A 16,391-nucleotide genomic window follows, 5' to 3' on the forward strand; every position below is an offset into this window, starting at 1 on the left:
GTTGCTTGTTCTGTAACATCACGGCAAAGCGCCCAATTCAGTCTCCACCAAAGGTTGTACGTGTCAGACGATTCTGCCAAGTCGAGCCGCGTCAGGCTCGCACGCGGGGTCTCCCCGTGGCTCATCCCGACGGCGGCCGCGGCGGCCGCAACCGCGCTGCTGACGCGCAAGGACCGGCGATGGGCGCTCGCGGCGGCGCCGCTGAGCGCGCTCACCGGGGGCATGCTCTGGTTCTTCCGTGACCCCGAGCGCACGCCGGGCGAGGGACGCATCCTGTCGCCCGCCGACGGTGTGGTGCAGAGCATCGACCCGTGGCCGGACGGCCGCACCAGGGTCGCGATCTTCATGAGCCCCCTGAACGTACATGTCAACCGTGCCCCTCTTGCGGGAAATGTCGCGTCCGTGCAGCATGTGGCAGGTGGGTTCCTGCCGGCGTTCAACAAGGACAGCGACCAGAACGAGCGCGTGGTGTGGCATTTCGAGACCGCGCTGGGTGACATCGAGATGGTGCAGATCGCGGGCGCGGTCGCGCGCAGGATCGTGCCGTACGTGAGTACCGGCGCAAAGGTCGCGCAGGCCGAGCGGATCGGCCTCATCAGGTTCGGTTCGCGCGTCGACATCTACCTTCCCGAAGGGATATCTCCCGCGGTGTCCGTGGGGGACAAGACGGTTGCGGGGGTGACCAGAATTGACCGCGGCTGACGCCGGTAGTTGGCAGGCGGAGGAGGAGGAAGAACCTCGGGGTCCGGTCGGCAAGGCGTTCCGCCTGTCAGCCGCGGACTCGCTCTCGCTGGGCAACGCGGTCTGCGGGTTCCTCGCCGTGTGCGTCCTGGCGTACTCCGCGATCCAGCAGCTCCAGGGCGGTCATCGCTTCACGCCCGATCCGAGCTACTTCGCCACCGCCATCGTGCTGCTGCTCATCGGCGCGACGTGCGACCTGTTCGACGGCCTCGTCGCGCGGCGCTTCCGGGCCTCCGCGATGGGCGCCGAGCTCGACAACCTGGCCGATGTCATCAGCTTCGGGTTCGCGCCCGCGTTCATGGTCGTGATCTGGGGCGGGTTCACCGATCAGGTGCCGTTCATGATGGTGGTCGGCGCGGCGGCGGCCGTGCTGGTGGCCGGGGTCGTGCGTCTGGCCAGGTTTGCCTGCGTCAAGACCAAGAGCGGCGACTTCATGGGCTTGCCCATCCCCATGGGCGCCATGACCGTGATCTCCATCGTGCTGCTCTTCCAGCCGAGCGTCTGGTCCCTGCTCGCCGTGCTCGGCGTGGCATGGCTGATGGTCAGCCGGATCGAGTACCCCAAGCCGAAGGGCCAGCTCGCGGCGGGCGTCCTGGGGTGGATCATGGTGAACGTGGCGTTCCTGACGGTCTGGGTGGCCTGGCCGCAGGGCGGCGACCTGCCGATCAAGATCGGCGCGAGTATGCAGATCGCGCTGGTGGCGGCGATCCCGCTGCGCATGCTGGTCTACAAGCGGGAGCAGCGCCGGGAAGCGGCCACGCGCATCGGCAACTGACGGGATTTTTCGTCTTACTTCGGCTTTGGTCTTCCTTCGGCTTTGATGGAGCCATGTCGGCCACGCCGCGCGAGCATACGCGCACGTACTATCTCGGCAAGCTGGCCACGGAGCTGGAGCAGCGCGGGCTGACGGCCACGTTGCGGTCCTACCCGCCCGCGTTGCGCATCAGTGATCCCGAGACGGAGACGGTGATGCTGGCGGAGACGATCGACTGCGTACCGATGCCGGAGGGGTGGTTCTACCGGTGGTCGTGGGGTGAACTCGTCGCCGCCGCCGACGACCCGGCTGTTGCCGCAGAACGCATCCTCCGCGTCCTGCGCCGCTGATCCGGGGCCAGGCCGAAAACATCCGTCTTGTATGGCTGCGCACGGTGGGTCGCGCCTCCGTCAAACCGTTCATTTCGTACGGCTGCGCACGGTGGGTCGCGCGTCCGTCAAACCGTTCATTTCGTACGGCTGCGCACGGTGGGCCGCACGCGCCGACGTCCCTTGCCGTCTGTCATGGCCGGTCGTGAAGGCTCACGGGCCGGTCGCCGTGACGACGCGCATTCTGGGCCGACTCCGTGGTCAAACGTGACCGTGGAGCACGGCGGGTTCACCAGCCGCGGGCCTTCCACTCCGGCAGTGCGGGGCGTTCGACGCCCAGCGTCGTGTCCTTGCCGTGGCCCGGGTACACCCACGTCTCGTCCGGCAGGCGGTCGAAGACGCGTTCGACCACGTCGGTGTAGAGCTGGGTGAAGCGCTGTGAGTCCTTCCACGTGTTGCCCACGCCGCCCGGGAACAGCGAGTCTCCCGTGAACAGGTGATGGCCCGCCTCGCCGCCGTCGTACAGCAGGGCGATCGAGCCGGGTGTGTGGCCGCGCAGGTGAATCACTTCCAGCGTGACCGCGCCGAAGGTGATCGTGTCGCCGTGCTCGACGGTGTGGTCCACCGGCACCGGGAGGGCGGGCGCGTCGAGCGGGTGGGCGATCACGTCGGCGCCGGTCACCTTGCGCAGCTGCTCCAGAGCCTGCCAGTGGTCACCGTGCTGGTGCGTGGTGACGATCGAGCGCAACGGCTGGTCGGCGACCAGGGCGAGCAGGCGGTCGGCGTCGGCGGCCGCGTCGATCAGCAGCCCTTCGCCGGTCTCGGTGCAGCGCAGCAGGTAGGCGTTGTTGTCGTACGGGCCGACGGCGAGCTTGCAGATCGTGAGCGCGGGCAGCTCGCGCACGTCGGCGGGACCGCCGACCTGGACGTCACCTGTGTAGGTCATGGGTAAGTCCTCTGGGGGCGTCGCGGACAGATCAGCGGGGGCCGGCATCGTCAGCCACGGCGGCGGCTCTGGTAGGACGGTGCCACCGGGCATGCACGGCTGCCCCACGGGCACCAGCGTAACGCCCTCGCCACGTGATCTTCCGGTCAGCAGGGCCGGCATGTTGGCGGGCGCGCCCCGACCGCGGGACCTGGATCGAGGTACGGCCATCTGCCGATGGCCCGGCCGGACGCGTTTCTGAGCCAGGTCTCCCACACCGTGCTGCGGCCGTGCGGCCAGCACGGGTGGCAGGTCGCGGAGGGCGACGGCCGGGCGGGCGCTGTCGGGCAGGTCGGCCAGGTGCCGTGCGGCGACGGACAGGAGCTCGGCGCCGTCGGCCGGATCGGCCAAGTGCCGGGCGGCGACGGCCGAGCGGGCGGCGCTGTTCTCCAGGGTGGCCAGGTGGCGGGTGGCGGTGGGTAGGGCGGTGATGTCTGGAAATTTCATCGGTTGGGGTGCCTGCGCCGGGGCCCGGCATAAAGGCGCAGGTCAGTTGGTTGAATGCAGAAGGGCTCCTGGCGGGGTGGGAGATGGCCGTAGTCTGTGTAGGACGGATTTTCGGGGGTCGGACAACGGTCCGCCGAAATTGTCGGTGCCCCCGTCTACCATCCCCGTGGACCTATCCGCCTTTAGACCTCCGGGAACGCCGTGGCTGACCGCCTGATCGTGCGTGGTGCACGAGAACACAACCTCAAGGATGTCTCGCTCGACCTGCCGCGAGACTCGCTGATCGTCTTCACGGGCCTGTCCGGCTCCGGCAAGTCGAGCCTGGCCTTCGACACGATCTTCGCTGAGGGGCAGCGGCGCTACGTCGAGTCGCTGTCGGCGTACGCCCGCCAGTTCCTCGGCCAGATGGACAAGCCCGACGTCGACTTCATCGAGGGCCTGTCGCCCGCGGTGTCGATCGACCAGAAGGCCACCAGCAAGAACCCCCGCTCGACCGTCGGCACGATCACCGAGGTCTACGACTACCTGCGACTGCTGTGGGCGCGCATCGGCAAGCCCCACTGTCCGGTGTGCTCGCGTCCGATCGCCAGGCAGACGCCCGAGCAGATCGTCGACCGCGTGATGGACCTGGAGGAGGGCACCCGCTTCCAGGTGCTCGCGCCGGTGATCAGGGGCCGCAAGGGCGAGTACGCCGAGCTCTTCCGCGAGCTGCAGACCAAGGGTTTCGCCCGGGCCAGGGTCGACGGCACCGTCGTGCGGCTGGAGGAGCCGCCGACGCTGAAGAAGTACGAGAAGCACGACATCGAGGTCATCGTCGACCGCCTGTCGGTCAAGGAGTCGGCGCGGCGCCGGCTCAACGACTCGGTCGAGACGGCGTTGCAGCTGTCGGGCGGCACGATCACGCTCGACTTCGTCGACCTGCCCGAGGACGACCCGGGCCGCGAGCGTTTCTACTCCGAGCACCTCTACTGCCCCTATGACGACCTGTCGTTCGAGGAGCTGGAGCCGCGCTCGTTCTCGTTCAACTCGCCGTTCGGCGCCTGCCCCGAGTGCACGGGCCTCGGCACGAAGATGGAGGTCGACCCCGACCTGGTGGTGCCCGACCCCGAGCGCACGCTCGGCGACGGCGCGCTCCATCCGTGGTCGGGCGGCCACACCAGCGAATACTTCGTCAGGCTGATCGAGGCGCTCGGCCATACGGTCGGGTTCACGCTCGACACGCCGTGGGAGAAGCTGCCGAAGAAGGCGCAGAAGTCGCTGCTGTACGGGCACGACGAGCAGGTGCACGTCCGCTACAGCAACCGCTACGGCAGGCAGCGCTCCTACTACACCACCTATGACGGCGTCATCCCGTGGGTGCAGCGTCGGCACGCCGAGGCGGAGAGCGACTCGACCCGCGAGCGGTTCGAGGGCTACATGCGCGAGATCCCGTGCCCGGCCTGCAAGGGCGCCCGGCTCAAGCCGGTCACGCTGGCGGTCACGGTCGCGGACAAGTCGATCGCCGAGGTGGCGGCCATGTCGATCGGCGAGTGCGCGAAGTTCCTGGCGGGGCTCAAGCTCTCCGACCGCGACATGCACATCGCCGAGCGGGTGGTCAAGGAGATCAACGCCCGGATGGGCTTCCTGCTCGACGTCGGCCTCGACTACCTGACCATGGACCGCGCCGCCGCCACCCTGGCGGGCGGCGAGGCCCAGCGCATCAGGCTGGCCACGCAGATCGGCTCGGGCCTGGTCGGCGTCCTGTACGTGCTCGACGAGCCGTCCATCGGGCTCCACCAGCGCGACAACATGCGACTGCTCGACACGCTGATCAGGCTGCGCGACATGGGCAACACGCTGATCGTGGTCGAGCACGACGAGGACACGATCGCGGCGGCCGACTGGGTGGTCGACATCGGCCCCGGCGCCGGCGAGCACGGTGGCCAGGTCGTGGTGTCCGGCACCGTCCAGGAGCTCCTGTCCAGCGAGGAGTCGATCACCGGCCAGTACCTGTCCGGGCGCAGGAGCATCCCGATCCCGCCCAAGCGCCGCAAGCGCGACAGGAAGCGGCAGATCACGGTCAAGGGCGCGCGCGAGCACAACCTCAAGGGAGTCGACATCGACTTCCCGCTGGGCGTGTTCACGGCGGTCACGGGCGTGTCGGGGTCGGGGAAGTCGACGCTGGTCAACGACATCCTCTACAACGCGCTGGCCAAGGAGCTCAACGGCGCGCGCACCGTGCCGGGGCGGCACTCGCGCATCAACGGCATGGACCACGTGGACAAGGTCGTCCATGTCGACCAGTCGCCGATCGGCCGCACCCCCCGCTCCAACCCGGCCACGTACACCGGCGTCTTCGACCACGTCCGCAAGCTGTTCGCGGCCACGACCGAGGCGAAGGTGCGCGGCTACCAGCCCGGGCGCTTCAGCTTCAACGTCAAGGGCGGGCGCTGTGAGGCGTGCGCGGGCGACGGCACCATCAAGATCGAGATGAACTTCCTGCCGGACGTCTACGTCCCCTGTGAGGTCTGCCACGGCGCCCGCTACAACCGGGAGACGCTGGAGGTCCACTACAAGGGCAAGACGATCTCCGAGGTGCTCGACATGCCGATCGAGGAGGCCCTGGGCTTCTTCGAGGCGATCCCCGCGATCAAGCGCCACCTGCAGACGCTCCACGACGTGGGCCTGGGCTACGTACGGCTCGGGCAGCCCGCCACCACGCTCTCCGGCGGTGAGGCGCAGCGGGTCAAGCTCGCCTCGGAGCTGCAGCGGCGGCAGACGGGGCGGACCATCTACGTGCTGGACGAGCCGACCACCGGCCTGCACTTCGAGGACATCCGGCGCCTGCTGGGCGTGCTCGGGCGGCTCGTGGACGGCGGCAACACGGTGATCGTCATCGAGCACAACCTCGATGTGATCAAGACGGCCGACTGGATCATCGACATGGGGCCGGAGGGCGGCTCCCGGGGCGGGACGCTGGTCGCCAGCGGGACGCCCGAGGAGGTCGCGCTGGTGGACGAGAGCCACACGGGGCGCTTCCTGCGGAAGATTCTCGCCTTCTGAGCCGTCGCGCCACCCCGCCGTGGCGCGGTGTGGTCAGCGGGTGGTGGCGCGGGCGCGGCGCCTGGCGGCGTCGCCGCGCTCCAGCCACCACTCGGCCACCAGCAGCGGCAGCACCCAGCCCAGCCACGCGCTCATTGCCGCCACCGTGCTGATCAGGAACGCCTGGTCGCCGTGGAAGGTCGTGTCCAGCTGCGGCGACAGGGTGATGACGAACACGGCGCCCCAGAGGCGGTTCGTGATGATGGACATGGTCAGGGCGAAGCTGCGGATCATCCATCGGCGGTGGTCGACGAATCTGCGCTGCCTGGCCATCCGCCAGCCCGCCAGCGTGCAGCCCACCCAGACGGTCGCCAGCACGACGCCGCTGGTCGCCGTCACCGGGCCGAAGAACGGCGTGGTCATGCCGACCACCAGCCCCAGCAGGCCGCTCGGGACGCAGCCGCCGAAGACGTAGACGCGGCCGATCATCCGGTGCGCGCGCGGGTAACGTCCGCGGAACCAGGGCCAGACCTGCAGGCAGCACGTGATCATCGCGATCGAGCCGAAGATCACGTGCAGGGAGAGCACCACGAAGTGCGGCGGGAAGAAGTCCGGAGCAGGCACCCGGGACTGGGCTGGGTCCAGGGACAGGTACGGCGGCAGCGAGTACGCGACGAACACGGCCGACACCACCGCCAGTGGAGCCACCCAGGGCCGCCGCCACCAGCGAGGCTTGGACGGGGAGGCAGGCGGGCGTTCTGTCGTAACAGTCATACGCGTAGGGTCGGCGCCGCCGCTGACCGCCCGCCTACCGCTCGCTGACCACGCTGTCACCGGCGTGGCCGATCCGGTGGTGCACGGGTGGCGGCGGCCCTGCGGCCCGCCACCCGCCGATCGGACCGAGGGGTGCCGCCAATAAAGTTGGGTGTCGGTAACGGCCTGGCCTGCAGTGGGTCAGCGGCGACGGGGAAGGTCGGCACATCATGACGGTTACGGAGCGGGGCGGAGCCATGCCCGAAAACGGGTTCGGGCGGCGCGAGGTGCTGGGCGCGGCCGGGATCTCGGTGTGCGGGCTGGCGCTGGCCGGGTGCGGCGGGGGAGAGACCAAGGCCCAGCCGAGCCTCAAGGGCAGGGTCATCGCCAAGACGGCCGACGTGCCCGTGGGCGGGGGCACGGTGATCGAGGACCTGCAGGTCGTGGTGACGCAGCCCACGCAGGGTGTCTACAAGGCGTTCAGCTCGGTGTGCACGCACAAGGGCTGCGCGGTCAGCGCGCCCAAGGAGAACGTCATCAGGTGCGCCTGCCACGGCAGCGAGTTCTCCGCCGACAGCGGCAAGGCCACCAAGGGGCCCGCCACCGCCCCGCTGGCCTCCTACAAGGTGAAGGTCGAAGGCGACGGCATCGTGGTCGCCTGAACGCGTACTTATGCATGGAGAACCGGATTGGGCTCGGGCACGCTGAACCGGTGCGTGGGCGCCGGCCGTACCTGAAGTGAAAGTCAATCTGGGAGGAACGCACGATGACGGATACGACGCGCCGGACGGTGGTCCTGGGCGCAGGAGGCGCCGGGCTCGCGGCGGTTCTGACGGCATGTGCGAGCTACGGTTCGCCGACGACGGAGGCGAGTGCGGAGCCGCCGGCGGAGCAGCCCTCGGAGTCGTCGGCACCGAAGAAAAAGAAGACGGCGTCGAAGAGCAAGGCGCTGGCCGACACCGCCGACATCCCCGAGGGCGGCGGGAAGGTCTTCGAGAACGAGAAGATCGTGGTCACGCAGCCGAGCGCGGGCGAGTTCAAGGCCTTCACGGCGGTCTGCACCCACCAGGGCTGCACGGTGGCCAGCGTCTCCAACAAGACGATCAACTGCCCGTGTCACGGCAGCAAGTTCAACATCAACGACGGCTCCGTCGCGAACGGGCCGGCCAGCGAGCCGCTGGCGGAGAAGAAGATAACGGTCGACGGGGACAAGATCCGGCTCGGATAGGCCGTGTCTCATGAAATTCTCACCCGCATGCGGTTGGGTGAGCACATGGGAGATGACCTTCGTAGTCGCCGTACCGTGATCGCCGGTGTCGGAGCGGGCGGCCTGGCGCTGGCGCTCACCGCCTGCGGCGGCAGCACAGATAGCACACAGCCCGCGGCCGCCGGGTCGAGCGCGCCGCAGTCCGGCGCGCCGGCCGGTGGCGCGCTGGCCAAGACCGCCGATATCCCCGTCGGCGGCGGCACGGTCTTCAAGGAGCAGAAGATCGTGGTCACCCAGCCCACGTCGGGCGAGTTCAAGGCGTTCAGCGCCGTGTGCACGCACAATGGGTGCACGGTCGGCAACGTCTCGGACGGCCTGATCGTCTGCCCGTGCCATGGCAGCAAGTTCGCCATCGCGGACGGCTCGGTCAAGGCGGGACCGGCCGGCAAACCGCTGCCCGCGCAGCAGATCAAGGTAGAGGGCGACCAGATCACGCTCGCGTAGCCGGGCATGCCCGGGAGGCCCGTCGCGCCGGTGGGAAGGCGCGGCGGGTCACCTTGTCGGTGCGGGCTACTAGGCTTTGAACGTGGCGAGATCAGCGGGCAGCCCCTTGAGTTTCCGGCCCAAGCCGGGTTCGATCCCCGATTCCCCCGGGGTCTACCGGTTCAGGGACGCGCACGGCCGGGTGATCTACGTCGGCAAGGCCAAGAGCCTGCGCCAGCGGCTCAACTCCTACTTCGCCGACTTCTCCGCGCTCCACCCGCGCACCCAGTCGATGCTGACCACGGCCGCGGACGTCGACTGGACCGTCGTCGGCACCGAGGTCGAGGCGCTGCAGCTCGAATACTCCTGGATCAAGGAGTTCGACCCGCGCTTCAACGTGAAATACCGCGACGACAAGTCCTACCCCTATCTCGCGGTCACCATGGGCGAGGACTTCCCGCGCGTGCAGGTCATGCGCGGGGCCAAGCGCAAGGGCACGCGCTACTTCGGCCCCTACTCCCACGCGTGGGCCATCCGCGAGACCGTCGACCTGCTGCTGCGGGTCTTCCCGGTGCGCACGTGCAGCGCCGGGGTGTTCAAGCGGGCCGGCCAGATCGGCCGCCCGTGCCTGCTCGGCTACATCGACAAGTGCTCGGCGCCCTGCGTCGGCCGGGTCACCCCGGAGGAGCACCGCGAGCTGGCCGAGGACTTCTGCGACTTCATGGCGGGCAACACCAGCCGCTTCATCAAGCGCCTCGAGAAGGACATGCGCGACGCGGCCGCGGAGCAGGAGTACGAGCGCGCGGCCCGGCTCCGCGACGACATCCAGGCGCTGCAGCGGGCGCTGGAGAAGCAGGCCGTGGTGCTCGGCGAGGGCACCGACGCCGACGTGATCGCGCTGGCCGAGGACCCGCTCGAAGCCGCCGTGCAGGTCTTCTACGTGCGCGGCGGCCGCATCCGCGGCCAGCGCGGATGGGTGGTCGACAAGGTCGAGGAGACCTCGCCCGGCGCGCTGGTCGAGCAGTTCCTCCTCCAGATGTACGCCGAGGCGAGCCCCGACGCGATGCCGCGCGAGGTTCTCGTGCCCGCGCTGCCGCCCGACTGCGAGGCCGTCGCCGAGCTGCTGACCGAGCAGCGCCGCGCCCGCGTCGAGGTGCGCGTGCCCCAGCGTGGCGACAAGCGAGCGCTGATGGAGACCGTCGAGCGCAACGCCAAGGAGTCGCTCGCCCAGCACAAGATCCGTCGCGCCAGCGACCTGACCACCCGCAGCAAGGCGCTGCAGGAGATCGCCGACGCGCTCGACCTCGACCAGGCGCCGCTGCGCATGGAGTGCTACGACGTCTCCCACCTGCAGGGCGAGAACGTCGTGGCGTCGATGGTGGTCTTCGAGGACGGCCTGGCGCGCAAGAGCGAATACCGGCGCTTCGCCGTCAAGAGCAAGGAGGGCGACGTCGCGTCGATCCACGAGGTGATCACGCGGCGGTTCCGCCGCTACCTCGAGGAGCGCTCGGCCACCGGCGAGCTGGCCCCCGACGACGACAGCGGCCACGGCCCCATCGACCCTGAGACGGGCAAGCCGCGCAAGTTCGCCTATCCGCCCAACCTTGTCGTCGTCGACGGCGCGGGCCCCCAGGCGGCGGCCGCGCAGCGGGCGCTCGACGAGCTGGGCATCGACGACGTGGCGGTCTGCGGGCTGGCCAAGCGGCTGGAGGAGGTGTGGCTGCCCGGCGACGACCAGCCGGTGATCATGCCTCGTTCAAGTGAAGGTCTCTACCTGTTGCAACGCGTGCGGGACGAAGCACACAGGTTCGCCATCACCTACCATCGGTCCAAGAGGTCCAAGACGGTGAAGGAGAGCGCGCTCGACAGCGTGCCGGGCCTCGGGCCGGCGCGCAGGCAGGCGCTGCTCAAGCACTTCGGCTCCGTGAAGAAACTACGCGAGGCCACTGCCGCGGAGATCTGCGAGGTTCCAGGCATCGGCCCGTCCATCGCCGAGGTCATCGTGTCGACGCTGAAGGGAGAGTCACCTTGATCTCGCCAGGACGCCAGGGCGTGTCCGGGGGCCTCCGCTATGGTGGTGCGCCCCGGCAGGGCGCGCGGGACGGAGAGAGGAAATGAGCACGGAGCCGGCGTTCGTCATCGTCACCGGCATGTCAGGGGCGGGGCGCAGCACAGCCGCCAAAGCTCTCGAGGACCTGGGCTGGTTCGTCATCGACAACCTGCCGCCCGGGCTGCTGTTCGCGATGGCGGAGGAGGCAGGCAAGGTCAAGCTGGCCGCCGACAAGGTGGCGGCCGTCGTGGACGTCCGCAGCCTGGCTTTCACCACCGACCTCAACGCCGCCATCGAGGAGCTCGAAGGGCGCGGCGTGCGGGTCCGGGTGGTGTTCCTGGAGGCCAGCGACGAGGAGCTGGTGCGCAGGTTCGAGAACGTCCGCAGGCCGCACCCCCTCCAGGGGGAGGGGCGGCTCGTCGACGGGATCACCCGCGAGCGGGGCATCCTGCGGGAGGTCAGGGCCAACGCCGACCTGGTGATCGACACCTCCTCGCACAACGTCCACGACCTGCGTAACAAGATCGTCGCGTACTTCGGCGGTGAGGACCGGCCGGGGCTGCGGCTCAACATCGTGTCCTTCGGGTTCAAGTACGGCCTGCCGGTGGATGCCGATCTCGTGGTCGACTGCCGGTTCCTGCCCAACCCGCACTGGGTGCCCGAGCTGCGGCCGATGACCGGGCTCGACGCGCCGGTGAGCGACTACGTGCTGGGGCAGCCGGGGGCCAAGGAGTTCCTCGACGGGTACGAGGAGGTCCTGCAGGTGGTCGCCGCCGGATACGCCCGCGAAGGCAAGAGCTACGCGACGCTGGCGGTGGGCTGCACGGGAGGCAAGCACCGCAGCGTGGCCATGGCCGAGCAGCTCGCCGCCCGCCTGCATGACCGTGACATGGAGGTCCAGGTGAGCCATCGGGATGTGGGGCGGGAGTGACCGATGAAGGCGGCGGCGCGGCGGCGGGTTCGCCGGATCCGGTAGAGAGGGCTCCGGCCGGCGCCGGTCGCGATCCCCGCCTGCCGGTCACGGACGGGAGCGATCCCCGCCTGCCGGCCAGGGACGGGAGCGATCCCTGTCTGCCGGCCAGCGACGCGCCCGATGTCCGCCCGGCTCCTGCGGAGCTCGCGCGGCCGGGTGTGCATGACGTACGCGCAGGCGGTCCGGCCGCGGAGGTGGCCGGTGGTGGCGTGTGCCCGGTGCGGCTTTCGCGGCCGGCTGAGGCGAGTCCGGAGCCGGGAGAGCGTGAGGTGGCCCCGAAGGGGTTCTCGGGGTTCGGGCCGCACGTCGTGGCACTGGGCGGCGGGCACGGGCTCTACGCGTCCCTGTCCGCGTTAAGGATGGTGACCGACCGGCTCACGGCCGTGGTGACCGTCGCCGACGACGGCGGGTCCAGCGGGCGGCTGCGGCGCGAGCTCGGCGTGCTGCCACCCGGCGACCTGCGGATGGCGCTCGCCGCGCTGTGCGGCGACGACGAGTGGGGCAGCACCTGGAGCGAGGTCGTGCAGCACCGCTTCCGCAGCGAGGGCGAGCTGCACGGGCACGCCGTCGGCAACCTGCTCATCGTCGCCCTGTGGGAGCTGCTCGGCGACCCCGTGGCCGGGCTCGACTGGGTCGGCCGGCTGCTGGGCGCGCACGGCCGCGTGCTGCCGATGGCGTCGGTGCCGCTCGACATCGTGGCAGAGGTCGAGCTCGACGGCGTCACCTCGACCGTACGCGGGCAGGTGGCCTGCGCGCTGACGCCCGGACGCGTGCAGGCGATCTCCCTCGTGCCCGAGGACCCGCCCGCGCGGCCGGAGGCGGTCGAGGCGGTGGAGGAGGCCGACTGGTTGGTGTTCGGGCCGGGGTCGTGGTTCACCAGCGTGCTGCCCCACCTCAAGGTGCCCGAGCTCGCGAGGGCGCTGCACGCGACCAAGGCCAAGCGGCTCGTCACGCTCAACCTGGCGCCCCAGTCGGGCGAGACCGATGGCTTCTCCCCTCAGCAACACCTGGAGGTGCTCAGACAGCACGCGCCTGACCTGGCGATCGACGTCGTACTCGCCGACACCGGAGTGGTGGACGACCCGGGCGCGCTGGAGAAGGCGGCCGGGGCGCTCGGCGCCCGGCTCGTCATGGCCGACGTGGCAGCCGCCGACGGCTCGCCGAGGCATGACCCACGACGTCTTGCCTCCGTCCTGGACGAGATTTTCCTCCAGAAGCGTTGATCCTGGCCGGCGTGGTGCGAAGGTGCGAGAGACTGCTGAGAGCCGGTCTGAATGGGGGAGAGGACTAACGCATGGCCATGACAGGTGTGGTGAAGGACGAGCTGAGTCGCCTGCCGGTGCTGAAGCCGTGCTGCCGTAAGGCGGAGGTTTCGACACTGCTGCGGTTCGCGAGCGGCCTCCACCTGGTGGGCGGGCGGATCGTGATCGAGGCCGAGCTCGACACCAACGCCACCGCGCGGCGGCTGATCAAGGACATCGGTGAGGTGTTCGGGCACAAGGCCGAGGTTCTCGTGCTGGCGCCCGCCGGGTTGCGTAAGGGCTCGCGCTACGTCGTACGCGTCTACCGCGACGGCGAGGCACTGGCCCGGCAGACGGGCCTGATCGACAACCACGGCCGCCCGGTGCGCGGCCTGCCGCGCCAGGTCGTGGCGGGTGCCGCCTGCGACGCCGAGGCCGCCTGGCGTGGCGCGTTCCTGGCGCACGGCTCCCTCACCGAGCCGGGCCGCTCGATGTCGCTCGAGGTGACGTGCCCGGGCCCGGAGGCGGCGCTCGCGCTGGTGGGCTCCGCCCGGCGCCTGAAGATCCACGCCAAGGCGCGTGAGGTGCGCGGAGTGGACCGCGTCGTGGTGCGTGACGGCGACGCGATCAGCGCGCTGCTCACCCGGTTGGGGGCGCACGACAGCGTGCTGGCCTGGGAAGAGCGCCGGATGCGCCGGGAGGTGCGCGCCACCGCCAACCGGCTGGCCAACTTCGACGACGCCAACCTGCGGCGCTCGGCCCGCGCGGCGGTCGCGGCCGGGGCACGGGTGCAGCGGGCGCTGGAGATCCTCGGGGAGGAGGCGCCGGATCACCTGGTGGTGGCCGGGCGGCTGCGGGTGGAGCACAAGCAGGCGTCCTTGGAGGAGCTGGGGCAGATCGCCGACCCGCCGCTGACCAAGGACGCCATCGCGGGACGCATCCGCCGCCTGCTCGCCATGGCCGACAAGCGCGCCTCCGACCTGGGGATCCCCAACACCGAGGCCAACCTCACCGTCGACATGCTCGCCCCCTGACGGGCGCCGCGTCCCCCGTCTGTTCCGGCTGATCCCGTGCGGCGGCCCGGTGTGCCGCGCCGATCTGGGCTGGGGCGCGCCGAGTTCGTATGTGCGGTTGCGCGCGTTGGGGCGCTTATGGTCGTGGATGGTGGGGCGCCCACCTCGTGAGTTGTGGTCGCGGACGGTGGGCGCCCCCTCATGAGCTGTGGTCGCGGACGCTGGGCCGCGTCCCATGAAAACCTTCATCCTGTACGGCTGCGCACGGTGGGCCGCACGCGCCGACGTGGGTTGCCGTCCGTCATGGCCGGTCGTGAAGGCTCACGGGCCGGTCGCCGTGACGACGCGCATTCTGGGCCGGCTCCGTGGCCGCCTTGACCGTCCCCACGGCCGTCGGTTCGCCGGCCGTGGGGGCTCCGGTAGAAGCGGCACGCCGTTCCGGACGTCCCCGGTAGGCCCGGCCGGTGCGGCTCAGTCCTTGTTGGCGGGCTTGCGGGGAGTGAACAGGTCCGCTGTCGCCTTCGGGGTCGGGGCCTGGGCGGGTTCGAACGGAGCGCGGTACTCGGGCTCCTCCGCCGACGCCTCCCCGGCCGCCAGGGCGCGCTGCGCCCGGCGGACGCGGGTTACACGTAGGGTGAGCAGGACGAGGGCCGCCAGGGCGGCCACGCCGATGTAGAGCCAGGCGGCCCACGTCTCCGACAGGGGGTCCCGGTAGAGCGACGGCGCGTAGGGGAGGCCGGCGGAGAAGTTGTCCAGGGTGATGTCGGCCAGGTCCGCGGGGCCGCGCTCGGCGGGCGGGGTGCGCAGGGTGGCGCCGATCATGATGGAGGATCCCGCGATCTGGCCTGCCGCCACGGCTCCGCCCGCGTACAGGGCTGCCACGGGGACCAGGATGACGCTGCGGGGGCGTACCGCGCCTATCGCCAGGACGACGATGAGAGCGATCGCGAGGGACGAAACGAGCGACAGAGGGTGGCCGTTCCCGAACGTCGTGACGGCGGCGGGAAGGCGGGTCTGGAACAGGACGGCCGCCCCCAAGGCCGCCGCGCAGACCAGCGCGGCGATCAGCCCGGTGACCAGCCCCGGCAGCAGGCCGGACCGCTTATGTGACATCTCAGCCCCCAGAGAATGCACGAATTTACATCGATGAGTCGGGCACTTTACTCGACCGTCGCAAAACGTGCCTCCTGAACGCCGATTCAGAGTGGGTACCTCCAGTGGTCTAAACCAATTTAGGTCCGATAAGGTTCGTGGTTGAGGTTTCAGCCCGCCATCTGGTTCGAGGAGATCGGTTTCCGTGAGCATCCGCGTAGGCGTCAACGGCTTCGGCCGCATCGGCCGCAACTTCTGGCGCGCTGTGGCCGCCAGCGGCAAGGACATCGAGATCGTCGCGGTCAACGACCTGACCGACAACGCGACGCTCGCTCACCTGCTCAAGTACGACAGCATCCTGGGCCGTCTGCCGTATGAGGTGAAGGCCTCCAGCGACGAGATCACCGTCGACGGCAAGGCGATCAAGGTCTTCGAGGAGCGCGACCCGGGCAAGCTGCCCTGGGGCGACCTCGGTGTCGACGTGGTCGTGGAGTCGACGGGTCTGTTCACTGACGCCAACAAGGCCAAGGTGCACGCCGAGAACGGCGCGAAGAAGGTCATCATCTCCGCCCCGGCGAAGAACGAGGACGTCACCATCGTGATGGGCGTCAACGAGAAGTCCTACGACCCGGCCAGCCACACCATCATCTCCAACGCCTCCTGCACCACCAACTGCCTGGCGCCGATGGCCAAGGTCCTCCACGACACCTTCACCATCGAGAAGGGTCTGATGACCACCATCCACGCCTACACGCAGGACCAGAACCTGCAGGACGGCCCGCACAAGGACCTGCGTCGCGCCCGCGCCGCCGCGCTCAATGTGGTGCCCACCTCGACGGGCGCCGCCAAGGCCATCGGCCTGGTCCTGCCCGAGCTCAAGGGCAAGCTCGACGGCTTCGCCATGCGCGTGCCGATCCCCACCGGCTCGGCCACCGACCTCACCGTCGACGTGAGCCGCGAGGTCACCGTCGAGGAGGTCAACGCCGCGGTCAAGGCCGCCGCCGACGGCCCGCTCAAGGGCATCCTGAGCTACACCGAGGACGAGATCGTCTCCTCCGACATCGTCACCGACCCGGCCTCGTGCATCTTCGACGCCGGCCTCACCAAGGTGATCGGCAACCAGGTCAAGGTCGTCGGCTGGTACGACAACGAGTGGGGCTACTCCAACCGCCTCGCCGACCTGATCGAGCTGGTCGGCCGCGACCTCTGATCCAGCGGGTCCGAGCGACCGGGTGCGCCTTGACGTAGTGAGGGCATGAGCCCGCGAGAGAAGGCGGCGGCTCCAGGGGAGCGAGCCGCCTT

The 16,391-nt window shown here is 69.8% G+C and carries 15 protein-coding genes; 12 read left to right on the forward strand and 3 right to left on the reverse strand.

Annotation, left to right across the window (positions count from 1 at the left end; translation table 11 throughout):
• Positions 1-60 precede the first annotated feature (60 nt).
• Genes AB0H84_RS35900 through AB0H84_RS35910 form a run of 3 tightly spaced genes read left to right on the forward strand, consistent with a single transcriptional unit; the run spans position 61 to position 1,845 of the window.
• Positions 61-702 carry a phosphatidylserine decarboxylase gene (locus AB0H84_RS35900; protein WP_357614530.1) on the forward strand — a complete coding sequence of 214 codons (642 nt, stop codon included), beginning with the start codon at positions 61-63 and terminating at the stop codon, positions 700-702.
• A complete protein-coding gene (gene pssA / locus AB0H84_RS35905) occupies positions 689-1,516 on the forward strand; it encodes a CDP-diacylglycerol--serine O-phosphatidyltransferase (RefSeq protein ID WP_357614533.1) in 828 nt (275 codons plus the stop codon). The genes AB0H84_RS35900 and pssA overlap by 14 nt, the downstream gene beginning before the upstream one ends.
• Before the next feature lie 53 nt (positions 1,517-1,569).
• Positions 1,570-1,845, forward strand: coding sequence for a hypothetical protein (locus AB0H84_RS35910; protein ID WP_357614536.1), 276 nt, complete (start codon positions 1,570-1,572; stop codon positions 1,843-1,845).
• 268 nt (positions 1,846-2,113) lie between these two features.
• Here the strand turns inward: AB0H84_RS35910 and AB0H84_RS35915 are convergent, their stop codons facing one another.
• Positions 2,114-2,770, reverse strand: a complete 657-nt coding sequence (locus AB0H84_RS35915; RefSeq protein WP_357614934.1) for an MBL fold metallo-hydrolase — start codon at positions 2,768-2,770, stop codon at positions 2,114-2,116.
• Positions 2,771-3,457: 687 nt separating this feature from the next.
• Here AB0H84_RS35915 and uvrA point away from each other — a divergent pair.
• Positions 3,458-6,298, forward strand: coding sequence for an excinuclease ABC subunit UvrA (gene uvrA / locus AB0H84_RS35920; protein WP_357614539.1), 2,841 nt, complete (start codon positions 3,458-3,460; stop codon positions 6,296-6,298).
• 33 nt (positions 6,299-6,331) lie between these two features.
• On the opposite strand, the gene AB0H84_RS35925 is transcribed toward uvrA, so the two are convergent.
• Positions 6,332-7,051: a DUF2306 domain-containing protein gene (locus AB0H84_RS35925; RefSeq protein WP_357614542.1), complete on the reverse strand. Its 720-nt coding sequence runs from the start codon at positions 7,049-7,051 to the stop codon at positions 6,332-6,334.
• 209 nt (positions 7,052-7,260) lie between these two features.
• On the opposite strand from AB0H84_RS35925, the gene AB0H84_RS35930 reads away from it, so the two are divergent.
• The 7 genes from AB0H84_RS35930 to whiA all read left to right on the forward strand — a co-directional run bounded on the left by AB0H84_RS35930 (position 7,261) and on the right by whiA (position 14,018).
• Positions 7,261-7,692: a Rieske (2Fe-2S) protein gene (locus tag AB0H84_RS35930; RefSeq protein WP_357614544.1), complete on the forward strand. Its 432-nt coding sequence runs from the start codon at positions 7,261-7,263 to the stop codon at positions 7,690-7,692.
• Between the two features lie 104 nt (positions 7,693-7,796).
• Complete coding sequence (locus AB0H84_RS35935) at positions 7,797-8,258, forward strand: Rieske (2Fe-2S) protein (RefSeq protein WP_357614547.1); 462 nt, start codon at positions 7,797-7,799, stop codon at positions 8,256-8,258.
• Between the two features lie 45 nt (positions 8,259-8,303).
• A complete protein-coding gene (locus tag AB0H84_RS35940; protein WP_357614550.1) occupies positions 8,304-8,741 on the forward strand; it encodes a Rieske (2Fe-2S) protein in 438 nt (145 codons plus the stop codon).
• Between the two features lie 106 nt (positions 8,742-8,847).
• Positions 8,848-10,752 carry an excinuclease ABC subunit UvrC gene (uvrC, locus tag AB0H84_RS35945; protein ID WP_357614938.1) on the forward strand — a complete coding sequence of 635 codons (1,905 nt, stop codon included), beginning with the start codon at positions 8,848-8,850 and terminating at the stop codon, positions 10,750-10,752.
• Positions 10,753-10,834: 82 nt separating this feature from the next.
• Positions 10,835-11,701 (forward strand): RNase adapter RapZ, encoded by an 867-nt coding sequence (gene rapZ, locus AB0H84_RS35950; RefSeq protein ID WP_357614552.1) that lies wholly within the window; start codon positions 10,835-10,837, stop codon positions 11,699-11,701.
• A gap of 311 nt (positions 11,702-12,012) precedes the next feature.
• A complete protein-coding gene (gene yvcK, locus AB0H84_RS35955) occupies positions 12,013-12,966 on the forward strand; it encodes a uridine diphosphate-N-acetylglucosamine-binding protein YvcK (protein ID WP_357614941.1) in 954 nt (317 codons plus the stop codon).
• Positions 12,967-13,037: 71 nt separating this feature from the next.
• The gene (whiA, locus tag AB0H84_RS35960) at positions 13,038-14,018 is read left to right on the forward strand and encodes a DNA-binding protein WhiA (RefSeq protein WP_138714326.1); all 981 of its coding nucleotides are present in this window, start codon (positions 13,038-13,040) and stop codon (positions 14,016-14,018) included.
• Between the two features lie 450 nt (positions 14,019-14,468).
• Here whiA and AB0H84_RS35965 read toward each other — a convergent pair whose 3' ends face one another.
• Complete coding sequence (locus tag AB0H84_RS35965; RefSeq protein ID WP_357614555.1) at positions 14,469-15,110, reverse strand: hypothetical protein; 642 nt, start codon at positions 15,108-15,110, stop codon at positions 14,469-14,471.
• A 184-nt stretch (positions 15,111-15,294) separates the two neighbouring features.
• Between AB0H84_RS35965 and gap the strand changes: the two genes are divergently transcribed.
• On the forward strand, positions 15,295-16,299 hold the full coding sequence (gene gap / locus AB0H84_RS35970; protein ID WP_357614557.1) for a type I glyceraldehyde-3-phosphate dehydrogenase: 1,005 nt from the start codon (positions 15,295-15,297) through the stop codon (positions 16,297-16,299).
• The last annotated feature ends 92 nt before the right edge of the window (positions 16,300-16,391 follow it).

Origin of the sequence: Nonomuraea sp. NPDC050786 (assembly GCF_040654115.1) — a bacterium.
GTDB lineage: Bacteria > Actinomycetota > Actinomycetes > Streptosporangiales > Streptosporangiaceae > Nonomuraea.

Excerpts from the sequence above, each read along its gene's own strand:
- rapZ (WP_357614552.1), top strand. The coding sequence starts at position 10,835 with ATGAGCACGGAGCCGGCGTTCGTCATCGTCACCGGCATGTCAGGGGCG.
- AB0H84_RS35925 (WP_357614542.1), bottom strand. The coding sequence starts at position 7,051 with ATGACTGTTACGACAGAACGCCCGCCTGCCTCCCCGTCCAAGCCTCGC.
- AB0H84_RS35940 (WP_357614550.1), top strand. The coding sequence starts at position 8,304 with ATGGGAGATGACCTTCGTAGTCGCCGTACCGTGATCGCCGGTGTCGGA.
- AB0H84_RS35915 (WP_357614934.1), bottom strand. The coding sequence starts at position 2,770 with ATGACCTACACAGGTGACGTCCAGGTCGGCGGTCCCGCCGACGTGCGC.
- AB0H84_RS35935 (WP_357614547.1), top strand. The coding sequence starts at position 7,797 with ATGACGGATACGACGCGCCGGACGGTGGTCCTGGGCGCAGGAGGCGCC.
- AB0H84_RS35965 (WP_357614555.1), bottom strand. The coding sequence starts at position 15,110 with ATGTCACATAAGCGGTCCGGCCTGCTGCCGGGGCTGGTCACCGGGCTG.
- whiA (WP_138714326.1), top strand. The coding sequence starts at position 13,038 with ATGGCCATGACAGGTGTGGTGAAGGACGAGCTGAGTCGCCTGCCGGTG.
- AB0H84_RS35910 (WP_357614536.1), top strand. The coding sequence starts at position 1,570 with ATGTCGGCCACGCCGCGCGAGCATACGCGCACGTACTATCTCGGCAAG.
- AB0H84_RS35930 (WP_357614544.1), top strand. The coding sequence starts at position 7,261 with ATGACGGTTACGGAGCGGGGCGGAGCCATGCCCGAAAACGGGTTCGGG.